This window comes from Amycolatopsis sp. WAC 01416, from assembly GCF_003947485.1.
Classification (GTDB): Bacteria; Actinomycetota; Actinomycetes; order Mycobacteriales; family Pseudonocardiaceae; genus Amycolatopsis.
Map to the genome: position 1 here is coordinate 65,243 of NZ_QHHX01000007.1, position 15,184 is coordinate 80,426.

Here is a 15,184-nt window from a genome sequence, read left to right on the forward strand (position 1 = left end):
TGGTACGCCATGCAGAGGACGGCTTCCCGGACGGGGATCCTGGCGGCGCTCATGGGGCTCGCGGTGACGGCGCTGACCGCGGTCGCGAGTCCCGCTCACGCCGGACCGGTCCATCATCAGGCAGCGGCCGACGCGCAGGCGGTGGCGGCCTACTGGACGCCCGAGCGGATGCGGTCGGCGGTGCCGATCGAGCAGCTGGTCCAGGCCCCGCCCCTTTCGCTCAAGGACGTCGCGAAGGGGGAGAGCACGATCATCCAGAGCATCCCCAACGGTGGCGGCGCGTGGACGGGGGCGGGCAAGGTCGTGCAGACCGCCGGCCGGGTGTTCTTCACCATGGGCGGGCGGAACGCGTCGTGCTCCGGTGACGCGGTCACCAGCGCGAACGGCAGTGTCGTGATCACCGCCGGGCACTGTGTGAAGTACCAGGGCGCCTGGCACACCAACTGGACCTTCGCGCCCGGCTACAACAACGGCAACACGCCCTACGGCACCTGGGCGGCGAAGAGCACGCTGACCACTCCGCAGTGGGAAGCGAGCGAGGACATGAACTACGACATCGGCGCGGCCGTGGTCAACCCGCTCAACGGGCAGAAGCTGACCGACGTCGTCGGCGCGCAGGGGATCGCGTTCAACCAGGCGCGCAACCAGTCGATGTACACCTTCGGATACCCGGCGGCGGCGCCGTACGACGGCTCGAAGCTGATCTACTGCAGCGGGAGCACGTTCACCGACTTCCTGCTCACCAAGGACCACGGGATGAACTGCAACATGACCGGTGGTTCGAGCGGCGGCCCGTGGTTCCTCAACTTCAGCGAGGCGACCGGCGCGGGCGTCCAGGCCTCGGTGAACAGCTTCGGCTACAACTTCCTGCCCGGCTACATGTTCGGCCCGTACTTCGGCACGGACGCGCAGAACCTCTACAACAAGGCGCAGGCCGCCTGATCAACCCGCCGCCCGTCCACCTTTTGGGACTTTCGTCCCGGTGGGCGGGCGGCTTTCGGCGCGGCATATCCTGGTCCGGTGAACTGGACAGTGGACGTTCCCGTCGACACGCTCCCCGAACTGCCTCCTCTGCCTCCCGAGCTGCGTGATCGGCTCGACGACGCGCTTTCCCGGCCCGCCGCGCAGCAGCCCGAATGGCCGGACGCCGAGCTGACGAAGCGCGTCCGCGGCGTGCTGGAGAGTGTGCCGCCGATCACCGTCCCCGCCGAGATCGACCGGCTCTCCGACCGGCTCGCCATGGTCGCCCGCGGCGAGGCGTTCCTGCTGCAGGGCGGTGACTGCGCGGAGACGTTCGAGTCGAACACCGAGCCGCACATCCGCGCCAACCTGCGCACCCTGCTGCAGATGGCCGTCGTCCTCACCTACGGCGCGAGCCTGCCGGTGGTGAAGGTCGGCCGGATCGCGGGCCAGTACGCGAAGCCGCGTTCGGCGTCCACCGACGCGCTCGGCCTGCCGGTGTACCGCGGCGACATCATCAACTCGCTCGTCGCCAAGCCCGAACTCCGCGTGCCCGACCCGGGCCGGATGATCCGCGCCTACGCCAACGCGGGCGCCGCGATGAACCTCGTCCGCGCGCTCACCGGCGCCGGCATGGCGGACCTGCACCAGGTGCACGACTGGAACAAGGACTTCGTGAAGTCCTCGCCCGCCAGCGAGCGCTACGAGGCGCTGGCCGCGGAGATCGACCGCGGCCTGCGGTTCATGTCGGCCTGCGGCGTCACCGACGCGTCGCTCCAGTCCACCGAGATCTTCGCCAGCCACGAGGCGCTCCTGCTGGACTACGAGCGCTCCATGCTGCGGATGGACCGCGCGGACGCGGCGAACCCCAAGCTGTACAACCTGTCCTCGCACTTCCTGTGGGTTGGCGAGCGGACCAGGCAGCTCGACGGCGCGCACATCGCCTTCGCCGAACTGCTGGCCAACCCGATCGGCCTCAAGATCGGCCCGACGACCACGCCCGAACAGGCCGTCGAGTACGTCCGCCGCCTCGACCCGCGCAACGAGCCCGGCAGGCTGACGCTGATCGCCCGGATGGGCAACGGCAAGGTCCGCGAGGTGCTGCCCGCGATCGTCGAGAAGGTCGAGGCGTCCGGGCACAAGGTCATCTGGCAGTGCGACCCGATGCACGGCAACACGCACGAGGCTTCGACGGGCTACAAGACCCGGCACTTCGACCGGATCGTGGACGAGGTGCAGGGCTTCTTCGAGGTGCACCGCAAGCTCGGCACCTACCCGGGCGGCATCCACGTCGAGCTCACCGGTGAGGACGTCACCGAATGCCTCGGCGGCGCGCAGGAGATCTCGGATCTGGACCTCTCGGGCCGGTACGAGACCGCGTGCGACCCGCGCCTGAACACGCAGCAGTCGCTGGAGCTGGCGTTCCTGGTCGCGGAGATGCTGCGCGGCTGACGCCTCTCTCGACTGACATGAAAGGCCCCTTCATTGCAAATTTTGCAATGAAGGGGCCTTTCATTGCACGCGCTAGGCGGTGTCCAGCAGCCTCGCGGCCGACTTGAGCACCCCGTCCCGCAGCGAACCCACGTCCGAAACCGCCGCCCCGTTCGCCTGAAGTCCGATGTGGACGGAGTCGCGGTAGGTCGCCACCGCGATCCCGATCGCCTGCCGCGGCGCCAGCGGCACGAACGGGTACACGCCGTCGAGTTTCGTGCCGTCGAGGGTGAGCCGGTTGGGCGGCACCGGCACCGTGGTGATCACGAGGTCGAACAGCAGCGGCGCGGCCAGTCCGGCGGCCTTGCTGCCGAGCCGGTGCAGCATCGGCGGCATCCGGTCGGCGAGCAGCGGGAACGCACCGGGGCCCCGGGCCGGGCCCGCGGCCTTGTTCCGGCTCATCTCGCGCTGGACGGCCAGCAGCCGCTCCAGCGGGTCGTCGAGGCCGACCGGCAGGTCGCAGAGGTAGCCGGACAGCTTGTTCCCGCCGAGTTGCTCGGCGGATCGTCCGCGCACGCTGACCGGGATGAGCGCCCGCAGCGTCCGGTCGTCGGCGCGCTGGCCGCGGTTGATCATCCATTCGCGCAGCGCGCCGCTGAGGATCGCCAGCACGACGTCGTTGGCCGTCCCGCCGTGGGCCCGGCGGATCCGCCGGATCTCGGTGGTGTCCAGCCGGACGAGGCCGAGCCGTCGTTCGGTCGACGGCGGCGCGCTGATCGGCGACAGCGGCGAGCGGGTCGCGCGGACGACCGAAGAGGCGATCCCGGCCTGGGCCAGTGTCGAGCCGACGGCTTCCTTGACGGCGTCCACAGGGGAGCGAGGCGTGGGCGGTCCGGAGCCGCTGTGCGGACGCCTCGTCGCGCGTGGGACCTCGTCGAGCAGGCCCGCGGCGACGGCGTACGCGCCCGCCCCGTCGGTGAGCGCGTGGTGCAGTTTCAGCAGCAACGCGAACTCGCCGTCCGGCAGGCCGGTGACGAGATGCAGGTCCCACAAGGGTTTTCCGGTGTCGAGCGGCCGTCCCATCCAGCGCGACGCGTAGGCGGAGAGCGGGTCCGGTTCGTACAGGGAGCTCAGGTGGTGATGTGAAATATGTTCACTGGCAACGAAATCCGGGTCCTCGGCCCAGGTGGCGGCGCCGGGCGGGAACAGCGCGGCGCGAGGGCGCTGACGCAGCTTCGGAAGCCGTGCCGCCCGCTCGGCGAGCAGCGTGGTCAGCTTACGCGCGTGCACCTGCCCGTGCGGGCGGAAGGTGGCCACCGCGCCCATGTGCATAGGTGTCGTTTCGCTTTCCAGGCAAAGGAAAGCGACATCGAGTGCGCTCAGCTGAGGGCCTGACATCAGTGACCTTTCTCGGTTCTCCGGCGATGGGTACAACTGCATCAGCCTGACATGACGGGCGGGTGGTCGTCATGTTTCCTCGGCGCTAATTACCGCTGGTTTCACTCGAACGATGGGATGGCGTTCGGACATGGACCACGGCTCTGCGACAGATGGTGGACAGTGCGTCCCGGGGTAACTCGTTAGCGGATCATCGGAGGAAACCGGCAGACTGCACCACCATGACCGACGAACCGAAGCGTCCCGAACCGCCGCTCACCGGCGACGAGCGCACCCAGCTGAACGGCTTCCTCGACTTCCTCCGCGCCACGGTCGTGTGGAAGTGCTCGGGCCTCACCGACGAGCAGGCCCGGCGGCCGCTCGTCCCCAGTGAACTCACCACCGTCGCCGGTCTGCTCGGGCACCTGACCCTCGTCGAGCAGTACTGGTTCACCGTCGTGCTCAAGGGACAGGAAGATGTCTGGAAGGAGGCGCTGGAGGTCGATCCGGACGCCGAATTCCGGGTCGCCATGCAGACCCCGATCGACCAGTTGATCGCCGCCTACGAGGCCGAGTGCGAACGCAGCCGCAAGGTCGTCGCCGGGATGGGGCTGGACGACGTGGTCCCCTTCCGCGACGATCGCCAGGTCAACGTCCGGTTCGTGGTCGCGCACATGATCGAGGAGACCGGCAGGCACGCCGGCCACCTCGACCTGTTGCGCGAGCTGACCGACGGTCTCACCGGGGAGTGACGCCGCGAGGGGGCAGCGGGAAGAATCCGCTGGTCCGCTCGACGTACGTGGCGTATCCCGGCCGGGAACGCCGCAAACCCTTCTCCAGCAAAGGCTTTCCGGTGCCCTTGGCCAGGGTGTACGTCATCGCGATCGGCGACAGGATCGTCGCCGCCCCCACCCAGCTCGAGCACGCCAGCAGGTACAGGCCCCACCACACGCACGCGTCACCGAAGTAGTTGGGATGCCGCGTGTAGCGCCACAGCCCGCTGTCGAGCACCTTGCCCTTGTTGTCCGGGTCGGCCTTGAAGCGGCGCAGCTGCTCGTCGCCGATCGTCTCGAACGCGAAGCCGATCAGCCACACCGCGACACCGAGCCACGCCGCCGGCCCGAACGAGTCGCCGTACATCGCGAACTGGACCGGCAGCGAGACGAACCAGAGCACCACGGCCTGGAGCAGGTACACGCGGACGAAGAGCTTGAGCGCCGGATTCTCCCCGGCGTTCTCCGCCATCCGCACGTAACGCGGGTCTTCGGGCAGTTTGTGGTTGCGCAGGTGGAGGTGGACGCCGAGGCGTACACCCCAGATCGTGGTCAGCAGCGCGGCGACCACGCGCAGCGCCACCGGCCCGTCCCCGAGCGGGGCCGCCACCAGCGCGACGAGCGCGAAGCCCGGCCCCCAGAACGTGTCGACGGTGTCGTACCGCTTGCGCCACCGCGCGACGGCGAAGGTGACGACGAAGGCCATCAGAGTCGCGCCCGCCGTCACCGCGAGGGTGCCGCCGAGGGGCATCAGGACCACTCCCGGGTGGCAGGCATCGCGCTCAAGCCCTCGTCGGACGGGCGGACCGCGAGGATCTGGTCGACACCCATCCGGTTCTCCTCGAACGCGAGCGCCCCGCCGACCAGGTACAGCCGCCAGACCCGCGCACCGGACTCACCGATCAGCGCGACGACGTCGTCCCAGTTGCCTTCCAGGGTCTTCTCCCATGCTCGGACCGTACGCACGTAGTGCTCGCGCAGGGCGTGGACGTCGCGGATCTCGAACCCTGCGGCCTCCAGACGCCCGAGCGTGCGGCTCAACGGCCGCATCGTCATGTCGGGGGCGATATAGCGCTCGATGAACGCGCCGCCGCCGGGCGCCACGGCGCCGCGGGACATCTGCTGCAGGACCAGCCGTCCGGTGGGCTTGAGCATCCGGAACAGCGTCCGCGTGTACTCGGGGTAGTTCTCCTCGCCGACGTGTTCACCCATCTCGATGGACGCGACCGCGTCGAACGGTTCGCTTGCCAGCTCGCGATAGTCCTGACGGCGGACCTCGACGCGATCCTCCAGATCGTGCTGGACGAGGCGGCCGCGGACGTGCTGCAGCTGTTCCGCCGACAGGGTGATCCCGACGGCATGGACCCCGTGGTGTTTCGCCGCGTGGACCAGGAGCGAGCCCCAGCCGCAGCCGACGTCGAGCAGCCGCATCCCCGGGCGCAGGCCGAGCTTGCGGCAGATCAGTTCGAGTTTGTCCCATTGGGCCTGCTCGACGCCGTAGCCGTCCTCGTCGGAGGTCCAGTATCCGGACGAGTAGGCCATCGATTCGTCGAGCAGCAGCTGGTAGAAGGCGTTGCCCAGGTCGTAGTGGTGCGCGATCGCGGACTTGTCGCGGAGCAGCGTGTGCAGTTTCCCGGACAGCCGGGCCTCCTCGGCGGGCGGTTCGGGCGGAGGCCCGACGACGCCGAGGCGTACCGCGATCCGCAGCGCCTCGGCCCATTCGCGCGGGCCCAGCCTGGCGCCGCGCAGGGCACCCGATCGGGTCAGCGCCCAGATCCGGCGGAATCCGTCGGCGAGGTCGCCTTCGACATCGAGATCACCGGAGACGTAGGCCCTCGCCAGCCCCAATTCGCCGGGGGCGTAGAGGAGACGGCGGAGCGCACGCCGGTTTCGGAGTACCACGGTCGGGGCATCCGGCGGACCGGCGCGTACGCCATCCCAGGTACGGAGACCGACCGGCAGGGAGCAACCGAGGAGCCGCTCGACGAACGGGGCTAGGCGGGACGCGGGACTGTTCGGCATAGTCGTCATTCGCTCCCGGACCGGAAAGGGATGGGTCGGATGTGGCACCGGTTCACGCGATCCAATCCTCGCCCGATCCGGCTCCGAATGCCTCACGTGCACACCAAGGGTCAACGCATCGGAGTCATCGGCAGCGGCGTCGCCGGTCTCACGGCGGCCTATCTGCTCCAACGCCGCTACGAAGTGCTGCTGTTCGAAGCCGACGACAGGCTGGGCGGGCACGCGCACACCCACGACGTCCCGAGCGCGCACGGCGGCACCGTCGGCGTCGACTCCGGGTTCATCGTGCACAACGAGCGCACGTATCCGAACCTGCTCCGCCTGTTCGCCGAACTGGGCGTCGCCACCCGCGACGCGGAGATGTCGATGAGCATCCGCTGCGACGGCTGCGGCCTCCAATACGCCGGGGCGAAGGGTATGAAGGGCCTGTTCGCCCAGCCGCGCAACGTCACCCGGGGGCGCTATCTGCGGATGCTCGCCGACGTCAAGCGCTTCCATCGGCACGCGAAGCGCGTCCTCGAAGCGCCCGAGGCCGGAGACGTCACGCTCGGCGCGTTCCTCGCGATCGGCGGGTACTCGAAGTACTTCGTCGACCACTTCATGCTCCCGGTCGTCTCGACCGTCTGGTCGGCCGACCGGACCGACACGCTCCGCTACCCGGCGCGCTATCTGTTCGAGTTCCTGCGCAACCACGGGATGCTGTCGGTCGGCGGGTCCCCGCGCTGGCGCACCGTCGACGGCGGCTCCCGCGAATACGTCGAGCGGGCCGCCAAGCAGCTGACCGCCGTGCACCTGTCGACGCCGGTCCGCTCGGTCAAACGCACCGCGCGGGGGATCGAGGTCCGCGACGACGCCGACACGCGGCACAAGCTCGACAAAGTCGTCCTGGCCACGCACGCGGACCAGGCGCTGAAGCTGCTCGCGTCGCCGACCGAGGCCGAACGTGCCGTCCTCGGCTCGTTCCGGTACTCCAGCAACGAAGCGTGGTTGCACACCGACACCGGCGTGCTCCCGACGGCGGAATCGGCGCGGGCGGGCTGGAACTACGCCACTCCGTTCTGCGGCGCCGGCCACGGCGCGGTCCAGGTGTCCTACGACATGAACCGCCTGATGCGGCTCGACGAGCCGACCGGCTACGTCGTCACGCTCAACCCACGCACCGCCCCCGACACCGGTTCGGTGCTGGCCAAGATGACCTACGAACACCCCGTCTACACGCCGGAATCCGTGGCCGCCCAGCGTCGTCTTCCCGAACTCGGCGACGACATGGTCACCTTCGCCGGGGCGTATCACGGCTGGGGGTTCCACGAGGACGGCTGCGCTTCCGGTGTCCGCGCGGCCGAGAACTTCGGGGTGCGCTGGTGACCGTCATGGCCGTGCTCTACGACTCCACGGTGGCGCATGTCCGGCGCCTCGATCCGCCGCTCTCGTTCGCCCATCGCGTCTATCTGTGGTTCGTCGACCTCGACGTGCCGCCGAAGCTGCCGTGGTGGCTGCGCCCCTTCGCCCGCTTCGACTCACGAGACCACTTCGCGCCCGAGGACGCCTCCAGCATCCGGTCCAAATTGGACCGTTGGCTCGCGGCTCGCGACGTCGACCTCGACGGCGGCCGGGTGCTGATGCTCGCCGGCGCGCGGATGTTCGGCCACAACTTCAACCCCATCACCTTGTACTGGTGCCACCGGCCCGACGGGGAACTCGAATGCGTGGTCGCCGAGGTCCACAACACCTACGGCGGTCGGCACGCGTACCTCCTGCGCCCCGACGAGTCCGGGAACGCCTTCGCGGACAAGGAGTTCTACGTCTCGCCGTTCCAGTCGATGGACGGCGAGTACCGGATGGAGGTGCCAAGGCCGGAGTCACTGCTCTCGGTCAAGATCGCCCTCCGCCAGGACGGGAAGACGCCGCTGACGGCGTCGCTGCGCGGGGTGCGGCGACCGGCCACCGCCAAGTGGCTGGCGCATATGCTGCTCACCCGTCCGCTCATGCCGCACCGGGTCTCCGCGCTGATCCGGCGGCACGGGGTCACACTGTGGTTGAAGAAGGCGCCGATCACCCGGCGGACGCCGCAGACGGCCGGAGGCACCCTTGATGGATGAATCGGCACGCCCGCGCCGGATGGCGCCCGTCCCCGGGGACGGCGAACCGGCCGGTCCGACGGCCGAGGATCTGCTCGTCCGGGTCGCGAAGGGCGACGAGCGGGCCTTCGACGCCTTGTACGACAAACTCGCCGGCCCGGTCCTCGGACTGGTGCGGCGGATCCTGCGTGACTCCGCGCAGTCGGAAGAGGTCACCCAGGAGGTCATGGTGGAGCTGTGGCGCACGGCCACGCGCTATTCCCCGGAGCGGGGGAGCGCGCTGAACTGGGCCATGACGCTCGCGCACCGCCGTGCCGTCGACCGCGTCCGCTCGGCACGCGCGAGTTCGGATCGCGAGGTCAAGGCGACCTTCGAGGCCGCCCGCGCCCGGCCCTTCGACGAGGTGGCCGAGGCCGTCGCGGCCCGCTGGGAACGGTCGCAGGTGCGCCGCTGTCTCACGACCTTGACCGAGCTGCAACGGGAATCCGTGCTGCTCGCCTACTACCAGGGCTATACCTATCGCGAGGTCTCAGAAGTGCTCCAGACTCCGCACGGGACCATCAAGACCCGGCTCCGGGACGGCCTGATCAGGCTCCGGGACTGTTTGGGGGTGACGGCATGACGATGCCCGAAATGCACACGCTCACCGGCGCATACGCCGTCGACGCGCTGTCCGAAGTGGAGCGTGCCCAGTTCCAGCGGCACCTTGCGGAGTGCGCTTCGTGCGCTCAAGAGGTCCTCGAATTGCAGATGACCGCGACCCGCCTCGGTGCCGCGCTGGCCGAAGACCCGCCGCCCGAACTCAAGCGCCGGGTGCTCGCGGAGGCGATGGCGACCAGGCAGCAGCCGCCGAAGACGCGCTTCGAGACCGGGGAGCGCGTCAAGGGCCGCCGCCGCGCCCCTCGCTGGGCGATCGCGGCCGCCGCGGCGGCGATCGTCGGGCTGGCGGGCACCGCCGTGTTCGGCGGCATCGCCTACGACAACCACACCCAGCTGACCGCCGCGCGTGAACAGGCGGCGCAGTACGCGGCGCGGTACGCGCCCGTCGCCGAGGTGCTTTCGGCGGCCGATCTCCGGACCGGGCACGCCGAAGCGACCGGCGGGGGCGGCGGGACCGTGATGATGTCGCGCTCGAAGGACAAACTCGTCTTCATGGCGGCACAGCTGCCGAAGAACGAACCGGGCCGGACGTATCAGGCGTGGCTGATGTTCCCGGGCACCGCGCCCAAGCCCGCCGGGCTCATTCCCGGTGGTCAGGACGGTGCGCTGCTGGTCGCCGACGAACTCGGCGGGGCCGAGAAGTTCGCGCTCAGCGTCGAACAGGACGGCGGATCACCGACCGGAACGCCGTCGAAGGACGTCGTCTTGGTCATGTCCATGCCCACTTGATCTCCGCTCTTACCAGGCCGCCGTTCGCCGCCGCGACCGGGCCTCGCTCTTGCGCCCGCGAACATGTTGTGGCAAAACACCTTTGCGACACACGGCGTGGCTACTGGATTCGAGCCAGCCTGGTGCATACCGTCCTGCTTCAACGTCGGCAGTTGACATAACTCTCAATCTGAACTTCAGCTCGAGGGTTCGGCCCAGGCTCAGCGACCGGCGGGCAGCACGAGCACACACGATCAGGAAGGCGGCTCCGATGACGCCCCCGCACAACTACCTTGCGGTGATCAAGGTCGTCGGTATCGGCGGCGGCGGAGTGAACGCCGTGAACCGCATGATCGAGGTCGGCCTCAAGGGCGTCGAGTTCATCGCGGTGAACACCGACGCGCAGGCACTGCTCATGTCCGACGCCGACGTCAAGCTCGACATCGGCCGGGAACTGACCCGCGGCCTCGGTGCCGGCGCCGCCCCCGAAGTGGGGCAGAAGGCCGCCGAGGACCACCGCGAAGAGATCGAAGAGGTCATCAAGGGCGCCGACATGGTGTTCGTGACCGCGGGTGAAGGCGGTGGCACCGGCACCGGTGGCGCGCCCGTCGTCGCCCAGATCGCCCGCAAACTCGGCGCGCTGACCATCGGCGTCGTCACCCGCCCGTTCACCTTCGAGGGCAAGCGCCGCAGCAAGCAGGCCGAAGACGGCATCCAGCAGCTGCGCAACGAATGCGACACCCTCATCGTCATCCCGAACGACCGGCTGCTCCAGCTGGGCGACATCGGCGTCTCGCTGATGGACGCCTTCCGCTCGGCGGACGAGGTGCTGCTTTCGGGTGTCCAGGGCATCACCGACCTGATCACCACGCCGGGTCTGATCAACCTGGACTTCGCCGACGTCAAGAGCGTCATGTCCGGTGCGGGTTCCGCGCTGATGGGCATCGGCTCGGCGCGCGGTGAAGGCCGGGCGATCCAGGCCGCGGAGAAGGCGATCAACTCGCCGCTGCTGGAAGCGTCGATGGACGGGGCCCACGGCGCACTGCTGTCGATCGCGGGCGGGTCGGACCTCGGCCTGTTCGAGATCAACGAAGCGGCGTCGCTGGTGCAGGAATCCGCGCACCCCGACGCCAACATCATCTTCGGGACGATCATCGACGACTCGCTCGGCGACGAGGTCCGGGTCACCGTGATCGCGGCCGGTTTCGACGCCGGCACCCCGACCCACAAGAAGCTCGACCCGTCGACCTTCGGCTCCCGCTCCAACTCGTCGACCGCGTCCGCGCAGGCCGGCCAGGTCAACGGCGGCGGGGCGACTCCGGTGCAAAGCCCGCCTTCGGGTGCCACGCCGGTGCCGTCGACCGGTTCGAACGGCTACCCGGTCGCGCCGCCGCGCACGCACACGCCGATGCCGTCCTCCCGCAACGAAGGCAACGGCTCGCTGAGCGGCGGACTTCCGCAGCCCGGCGGCGGCTCGCGCGGCTACTCGCCGATCGGGTCGAACTCGACCCACGGCAGCCTGCCCGGCCGCGCCACCCCGGTGCACGACGACCCTTCGGACGACGAGGTCGACGTGCCGCCGTTCATGCGGCGCTAGTTCGCCAGTACGTTCCGTGAAGGCCTCCTTGACTACAGTCGAGGGGGCCTTCACTCAGGTCTAGGAGGAAACGCGTGCGCGTACGGCGGATTGTCACGACAAGGGCGGGCGGGGCCTCCCGGCCGCCTTTCGACACCTTCAACCTCGGTGATCACGTCGGTGACGACGCGGGTGACGTCTACGCCAACCGCAAACGTCTCGCCACCGAACTCGGCCTCGCCGAGGACAGGCTGGCGTGGATGGAACAGGTCCACGGCCGCACCGCCACCGTCGTCGACGGTTCCGAAACCTCCGCCGCCGAAGCGACCGACGCACTCGTGACGGCCGAGCCCGGTCTCGCGCTCGTGGTGCTCGTCGCCGACTGCGTTCCCCTGATGCTCGCCGACGTCGAAGCCGGTGTCGTCGCCGCCGTCCACGCGGGCCGCGTCGGCGCCAGGGTCGGCGTCGTCCCCGCCGCGATCGAGGCGATGCGTTCGCTCGGCGCCGAACCGGCCAGGATCGAAGGGCTGCTCGGCCCCGCTATTTGCGGCGACTGCTACGAAGTCCCCGTCGCCATGGCCGCCGACGTCGAAAAACACGTGCCGGGCAGTGCCTGCAAAACCCGCAAGGGCACGCCGGGGCTCGACCTGCGCGCCGGTCTCTGGCGGCAACTGGCCGACCTCGGCGTCGGCAAGATCGGCGTGGATCCGCGCTGCACCAACGAAGACAAGACACTCTTCAGCTTCCGCCGCGACGGCACCACCGGCCGGATCGCGGGGATCACCTGGCTGGACGCGTCGTGAGTGACACCCGTCGGGAGGAATTGGCCGCGTCCCTTGCCGAAGTGGAAGAGCGGATCGGTGCCGCGTGCAGGGCCGCCGGCCGGACGCGCGACGAGGTCAAGCTGCTCGCGGTCACCAAGACCTTCCCGGCGCTCGACGCCGCGCTGCTCGCCGACCTCGGCGCGCTCGACGTCGCCGAGAACCGCGATCAGGAGGCGGGCGCGAAGGCCGAAGAGGTCGCCGGTCTCCGTCCCGACGCCCGGATCCGCTGGCATATGGTCGGCAGCCTTCAGCGGAACAAGGCCAAATCGGTCGTGCGCTGGGCGGACGAGATCCAGTCCGTCGACTCCGGACGCCTCGCCGACGCGCTCGCGAAGGCGACCAGGTCGGCCCTCGATTCCGGGCAACGCGAGCACCCGTTGGACGTCCTCATTCAAGTAAGTCTCGATGACGATCCGAACCGCGGGGGCATTCGGTTGAGCGAGTTACGCCAATTGGCGGAGCGGATAGCCCATGTGGGTGATCTTCGCCTCCGAGGGCTTATGGCCGTGGCTCCGCTGGGTATTGATCCCGCTGAGGCGTTCGAGGAACTCGCTCGCGCGTCGGAGAGTCTTCGGGAAGAGCACCCAAAAGCCCGTGAGATCTCCGCCGGAATGAGCAATGATCTCGAGCAGGCTATCGCGCACGGCTCGACCTGTGTGCGTGTCGGAACCGCGTTGCTCGGTGGACGCGGTTTAGCCTCGCCCTAGGGAATACCGTCTCGTCGTTACGGGGAGTGGCGGCGAGGGCGGGGGAGTACGGTGCGGGACGCGGCTAAGGCTAGGGAGAGGCATGAGCGCGCTGCAGAAGCTGAAGGCCTACTTCGGGATGGTGCCCGCGGACGAAGACGGCTATGACGTCGAGGATGACTACCGGCGAGGCTACGCCTCAAAGGAATACGCCGACGATGAGTACGACTACGACGATGAGCCGCCGGCCCGGTCACGGGGTGGACGTTACCGGGACGTCGATGACACTTATGACGAGCCCGCGCCGCGGCCTCGGTCACGCTCCGTGCCCAGCCCGGAGCCTGCGGTCCACGGGGCATTGGCGATCGACCGCCAGCCGGAACCGGTCGCGCGGCTGCGGCCGGTCACCGAGCCGGTCCGGGCCGCGGTGCGTGACCCGTTGAGCCGGATCACGACGCTGCACCCGACGAGCTACGCCGAAGCGCGGGCGATCGGGGAGCACTACCGGGAGGGCATCCCGGTGATCATGAACCTCACGGAGATGGAGAACGCGGACGCGAAGCGTCTCGTCGACTTCGCCGCGGGGCTCGCTTTCGCGTTGCGCGGATCGATGGACAAGGTCACCAACAAGGTGTTCCTTCTCTCACCGCCCGATGTGGACGTCACCGCGGAGGACCGTCGGCGGATTGCCGAAGGCGGATTATTCCTGCGCGGCTGATCACCCGGTGACCGCTGAACGCAGCCGGATGTGATTTTGTCGACTCATCGGCATCTGGAGCCCGTCAACTGCGTGTTTTGACGCGAGGCATGGCAGAGTGGTTACGTGAATGCTGTGTTGCTGGTCGTCTGGTACGTGCTGTTCGCTTTCTGGCTCCTGCTGACGGCACGGATCGTCGTCGAGCTCGTGCGTGCTTTCGCTCGCGAGTGGCGTCCTGCCGGAGGGGTTGCGGTAACGCTCGAGACCATCTACACAGTGACCGACCCACCGGTTCGTCTGTTCAGACGAATCATCCCGACCGTACGAATCGGCGGCGTCGGACTGGACTTATCGATTATGGTGCTGCTGTTGGTTGTGTTCTTCGCGATGCAGCTGGCAACGCCAGGGTGATTTTCGGGGAAGCCCCGGTGGACCTGCAGGCCATGGAGTGCGTGAGGTGATCTGATGTCGTTGACCCCCGCTGACGTGCATAACGTCGCGTTCAGCAAGCCGCCCATTGGCAAAAGGGGCTACAACGAGGACGAGGTGGACGCGTTCCTCGACCTGGTGGAGACCGAGCTTGCCCGGTTGATCGAGGACAACAACGAGCTGCGGCAGCAGGTCGAGCAGCTCGACAACGAGCTCGAGACCACCCGTGGTGAGCTCGAGAACGCCAAGGCCGGTGCCGTCGGCCCGCCGCCACAGGTACGCGACGAGCCGTCGCGCCGCCTGGCGCCGGTGCCGCCGCCGCAGTCGGCGATGGAGCAGACCCAGGCCCATTCGATGGTGCCGGACAACGGGGAGCCCAACGTCCAGGCCGCGAAGGTGCTCGGGCTGGCACAGGAAATGGCCGACCGGCTCACCGCCGAGGCCAAGACCGAGTCGGACGGCATGCTCGCCGAAGCCCGGACCAAGTCCGAGCAGCTGCTGTCGGACGCGCGATCCAAGTCGGACTCGATGGTGAACGAGGCACGCACGCGTGCCGAGACCATGCTGAACGACGCGCGAACCCGTGCCGAGACCTTGGAGCGCCAGGCGCGCGACAAGGCGACGACCATGGAGCGCGAAGCTCAGCGCAAGTACACCGAGACCATGAACAACATGAACGCGGAGAAGGGCTCGCTGGGCAAGAAGATCGAAGAGCTGCGCACGATCGAGCGGGAGTACCGCACGAGGCTGCGCGGGTTCCTCGAGTCCCAGCTGCGTGAGCTCGACGACCGCGGTTCGGCCGCTCCCGCCTCGGCGTCCTCGTCGAACTCGGGGCAGTCGTCGTCCTCCGGTGGCGGACAGGGTTACTCGTTCGGTCCTCGGGCCGAAGCGGGCTGATCTCTGCCCGGTTTGTTTCTACACAGTGGAACGGCCTCGGCACTCTCCGGAGGGTCGGGGCCGTTT

16 protein-coding genes are annotated in these 15,184 nt (G+C 68.8%); 13 read left to right on the top strand and 3 right to left on the bottom strand.

The window, feature by feature from the left end:
- Positions 1 to 9: 9 nt before the first annotated feature.
- Together DL990_RS24075 and DL990_RS24080 are read left to right on the top strand one after the other, a co-directional pair.
- The gene (locus tag DL990_RS24075) at positions 10 to 942 is read left to right on the top strand and encodes a serine protease (protein ID WP_125789618.1); all 933 of its coding nucleotides are present in this window, start codon (positions 10 to 12) and stop codon (positions 940 to 942) included.
- A 78-nt stretch (positions 943 to 1,020) separates the two neighbouring features.
- Positions 1,021 to 2,412 (top strand): class II 3-deoxy-7-phosphoheptulonate synthase, encoded by a 1,392-nt coding sequence (locus tag DL990_RS24080; protein WP_199746573.1) that lies wholly within the window; start codon positions 1,021 to 1,023, stop codon positions 2,410 to 2,412.
- Positions 2,413 to 2,484: 72 nt separating this feature from the next.
- On the opposite strand, the gene DL990_RS24085 is transcribed toward DL990_RS24080, so the two are convergent.
- The gene (locus DL990_RS24085) at positions 2,485 to 3,789 is read right to left on the bottom strand and encodes a wax ester/triacylglycerol synthase family O-acyltransferase (protein ID WP_199746574.1); all 1,305 of its coding nucleotides are present in this window, start codon (positions 3,787 to 3,789) and stop codon (positions 2,485 to 2,487) included.
- Positions 3,790 to 4,010: 221 nt separating this feature from the next.
- On the opposite strand from DL990_RS24085, the gene DL990_RS24090 reads away from it, so the two are divergent.
- Entirely contained in the window at positions 4,011 to 4,520 is a 510-nt protein-coding gene (locus DL990_RS24090; RefSeq protein ID WP_125789617.1) for a DinB family protein, read from the top strand.
- Here the strand turns inward: DL990_RS24090 and DL990_RS24095 are convergent.
- Positions 4,507 to 5,292 carry a DUF1295 domain-containing protein gene (locus tag DL990_RS24095; protein WP_125789616.1) on the bottom strand — a complete coding sequence of 262 codons (786 nt, stop codon included), beginning with the start codon at positions 5,290 to 5,292 and terminating at the stop codon, positions 4,507 to 4,509. The two genes, DL990_RS24090 and DL990_RS24095, sit on opposite strands and share 14 nt — an antisense overlap.
- On the bottom strand, positions 5,292 to 6,563 hold the full coding sequence (locus DL990_RS24100; RefSeq protein WP_125789615.1) for a cyclopropane-fatty-acyl-phospholipid synthase family protein: 1,272 nt from the start codon (positions 6,561 to 6,563) through the stop codon (positions 5,292 to 5,294). Before DL990_RS24100 ends, DL990_RS24095 begins: the two co-directional genes overlap by 1 nt.
- Before the next feature lie 87 nt (positions 6,564 to 6,650).
- Here DL990_RS24100 and DL990_RS24105 point away from each other — a divergent pair, with 87 nt between their 5' ends.
- From DL990_RS24105 to DL990_RS24150, 10 genes are all read left to right on the top strand, one after another.
- On the top strand, positions 6,651 to 7,928 hold the full coding sequence (locus DL990_RS24105) for an NAD(P)/FAD-dependent oxidoreductase (protein ID WP_233599296.1): 1,278 nt from the start codon (positions 6,651 to 6,653) through the stop codon (positions 7,926 to 7,928).
- Between the two features lie 5 nt (positions 7,929 to 7,933).
- Positions 7,934 to 8,662 carry a DUF1365 domain-containing protein gene (locus DL990_RS24110; RefSeq protein ID WP_199746599.1) on the top strand — a complete coding sequence of 243 codons (729 nt, stop codon included), beginning with the start codon at positions 7,934 to 7,936 and terminating at the stop codon, positions 8,660 to 8,662.
- The gene (gene sigK / locus DL990_RS24115; protein ID WP_125789613.1) at positions 8,655 to 9,263 is read left to right on the top strand and encodes an ECF RNA polymerase sigma factor SigK; all 609 of its coding nucleotides are present in this window, start codon (positions 8,655 to 8,657) and stop codon (positions 9,261 to 9,263) included. The genes DL990_RS24110 and sigK overlap by 8 nt, the downstream gene beginning before the upstream one ends.
- On the top strand, positions 9,260 to 10,030 hold the full coding sequence (locus DL990_RS24120) for an anti-sigma factor domain-containing protein (RefSeq protein WP_125799982.1): 771 nt from the start codon (positions 9,260 to 9,262) through the stop codon (positions 10,028 to 10,030). The genes sigK and DL990_RS24120 overlap by 4 nt, the downstream gene beginning before the upstream one ends.
- Positions 10,031 to 10,280: 250 nt before the next feature.
- Positions 10,281 to 11,606: a cell division protein FtsZ gene (gene ftsZ / locus DL990_RS24125; RefSeq protein WP_125789611.1), complete on the top strand. Its 1,326-nt coding sequence runs from the start codon at positions 10,281 to 10,283 to the stop codon at positions 11,604 to 11,606.
- A gap of 74 nt (positions 11,607 to 11,680) precedes the next feature.
- On the top strand, positions 11,681 to 12,388 hold the full coding sequence (pgeF, locus tag DL990_RS24130) for a peptidoglycan editing factor PgeF (RefSeq protein ID WP_125799983.1): 708 nt from the start codon (positions 11,681 to 11,683) through the stop codon (positions 12,386 to 12,388).
- A complete protein-coding gene (locus DL990_RS24135; RefSeq protein WP_125799984.1) occupies positions 12,385 to 13,116 on the top strand; it encodes a YggS family pyridoxal phosphate-dependent enzyme in 732 nt (243 codons plus the stop codon). The genes pgeF and DL990_RS24135 overlap by 4 nt, the downstream gene beginning before the upstream one ends.
- A gap of 82 nt (positions 13,117 to 13,198) precedes the next feature.
- Entirely contained in the window at positions 13,199 to 13,813 is a 615-nt protein-coding gene (locus DL990_RS24140; RefSeq protein ID WP_125789608.1) for a cell division protein SepF, read from the top strand.
- A 114-nt stretch (positions 13,814 to 13,927) separates the two neighbouring features.
- Positions 13,928 to 14,203: a YggT family protein gene (locus DL990_RS24145; RefSeq protein WP_005155180.1), complete on the top strand. Its 276-nt coding sequence runs from the start codon at positions 13,928 to 13,930 to the stop codon at positions 14,201 to 14,203.
- A 54-nt stretch (positions 14,204 to 14,257) separates the two neighbouring features.
- A complete protein-coding gene (locus DL990_RS24150) occupies positions 14,258 to 15,118 on the top strand; it encodes a DivIVA domain-containing protein (RefSeq protein ID WP_034319194.1) in 861 nt (286 codons plus the stop codon).
- Positions 15,119 to 15,184: the final 66 nt, after the last annotated feature.

Coding starts and splice junctions, on each gene's coding strand:
- DL990_RS24075 (WP_125789618.1), top strand. CDS start 10: ATGCAGAGGACGGCTTCCCGGACGGGGATCCTGGCGGCGCTCATGGGG.
- DL990_RS24085 (WP_199746574.1), bottom strand. CDS start 3,789: ATGTCAGGCCCTCAGCTGAGCGCACTCGATGTCGCTTTCCTTTGCCTG.
- DL990_RS24090 (WP_125789617.1), top strand. CDS start 4,011: ATGACCGACGAACCGAAGCGTCCCGAACCGCCGCTCACCGGCGACGAG.
- DL990_RS24095 (WP_125789616.1), bottom strand. CDS start 5,292: ATGCCCCTCGGCGGCACCCTCGCGGTGACGGCGGGCGCGACTCTGATG.
- DL990_RS24100 (WP_125789615.1), bottom strand. CDS start 6,563: ATGCCGAACAGTCCCGCGTCCCGCCTAGCCCCGTTCGTCGAGCGGCTC.
- DL990_RS24105 (WP_233599296.1), top strand. CDS start 6,651: ATGCCTCACGTGCACACCAAGGGTCAACGCATCGGAGTCATCGGCAGC.
- DL990_RS24110 (WP_199746599.1), top strand. CDS start 7,934: ATGGCCGTGCTCTACGACTCCACGGTGGCGCATGTCCGGCGCCTCGAT.
- sigK (WP_125789613.1), top strand. CDS start 8,655: ATGGATGAATCGGCACGCCCGCGCCGGATGGCGCCCGTCCCCGGGGAC.
- DL990_RS24120 (WP_125799982.1), top strand. CDS start 9,260: ATGACGATGCCCGAAATGCACACGCTCACCGGCGCATACGCCGTCGAC.
- ftsZ (WP_125789611.1), top strand. CDS start 10,281: ATGACGCCCCCGCACAACTACCTTGCGGTGATCAAGGTCGTCGGTATC.
- DL990_RS24140 (WP_125789608.1), top strand. CDS start 13,199: ATGAGCGCGCTGCAGAAGCTGAAGGCCTACTTCGGGATGGTGCCCGCG.
- DL990_RS24150 (WP_034319194.1), top strand. CDS start 14,258: ATGTCGTTGACCCCCGCTGACGTGCATAACGTCGCGTTCAGCAAGCCG.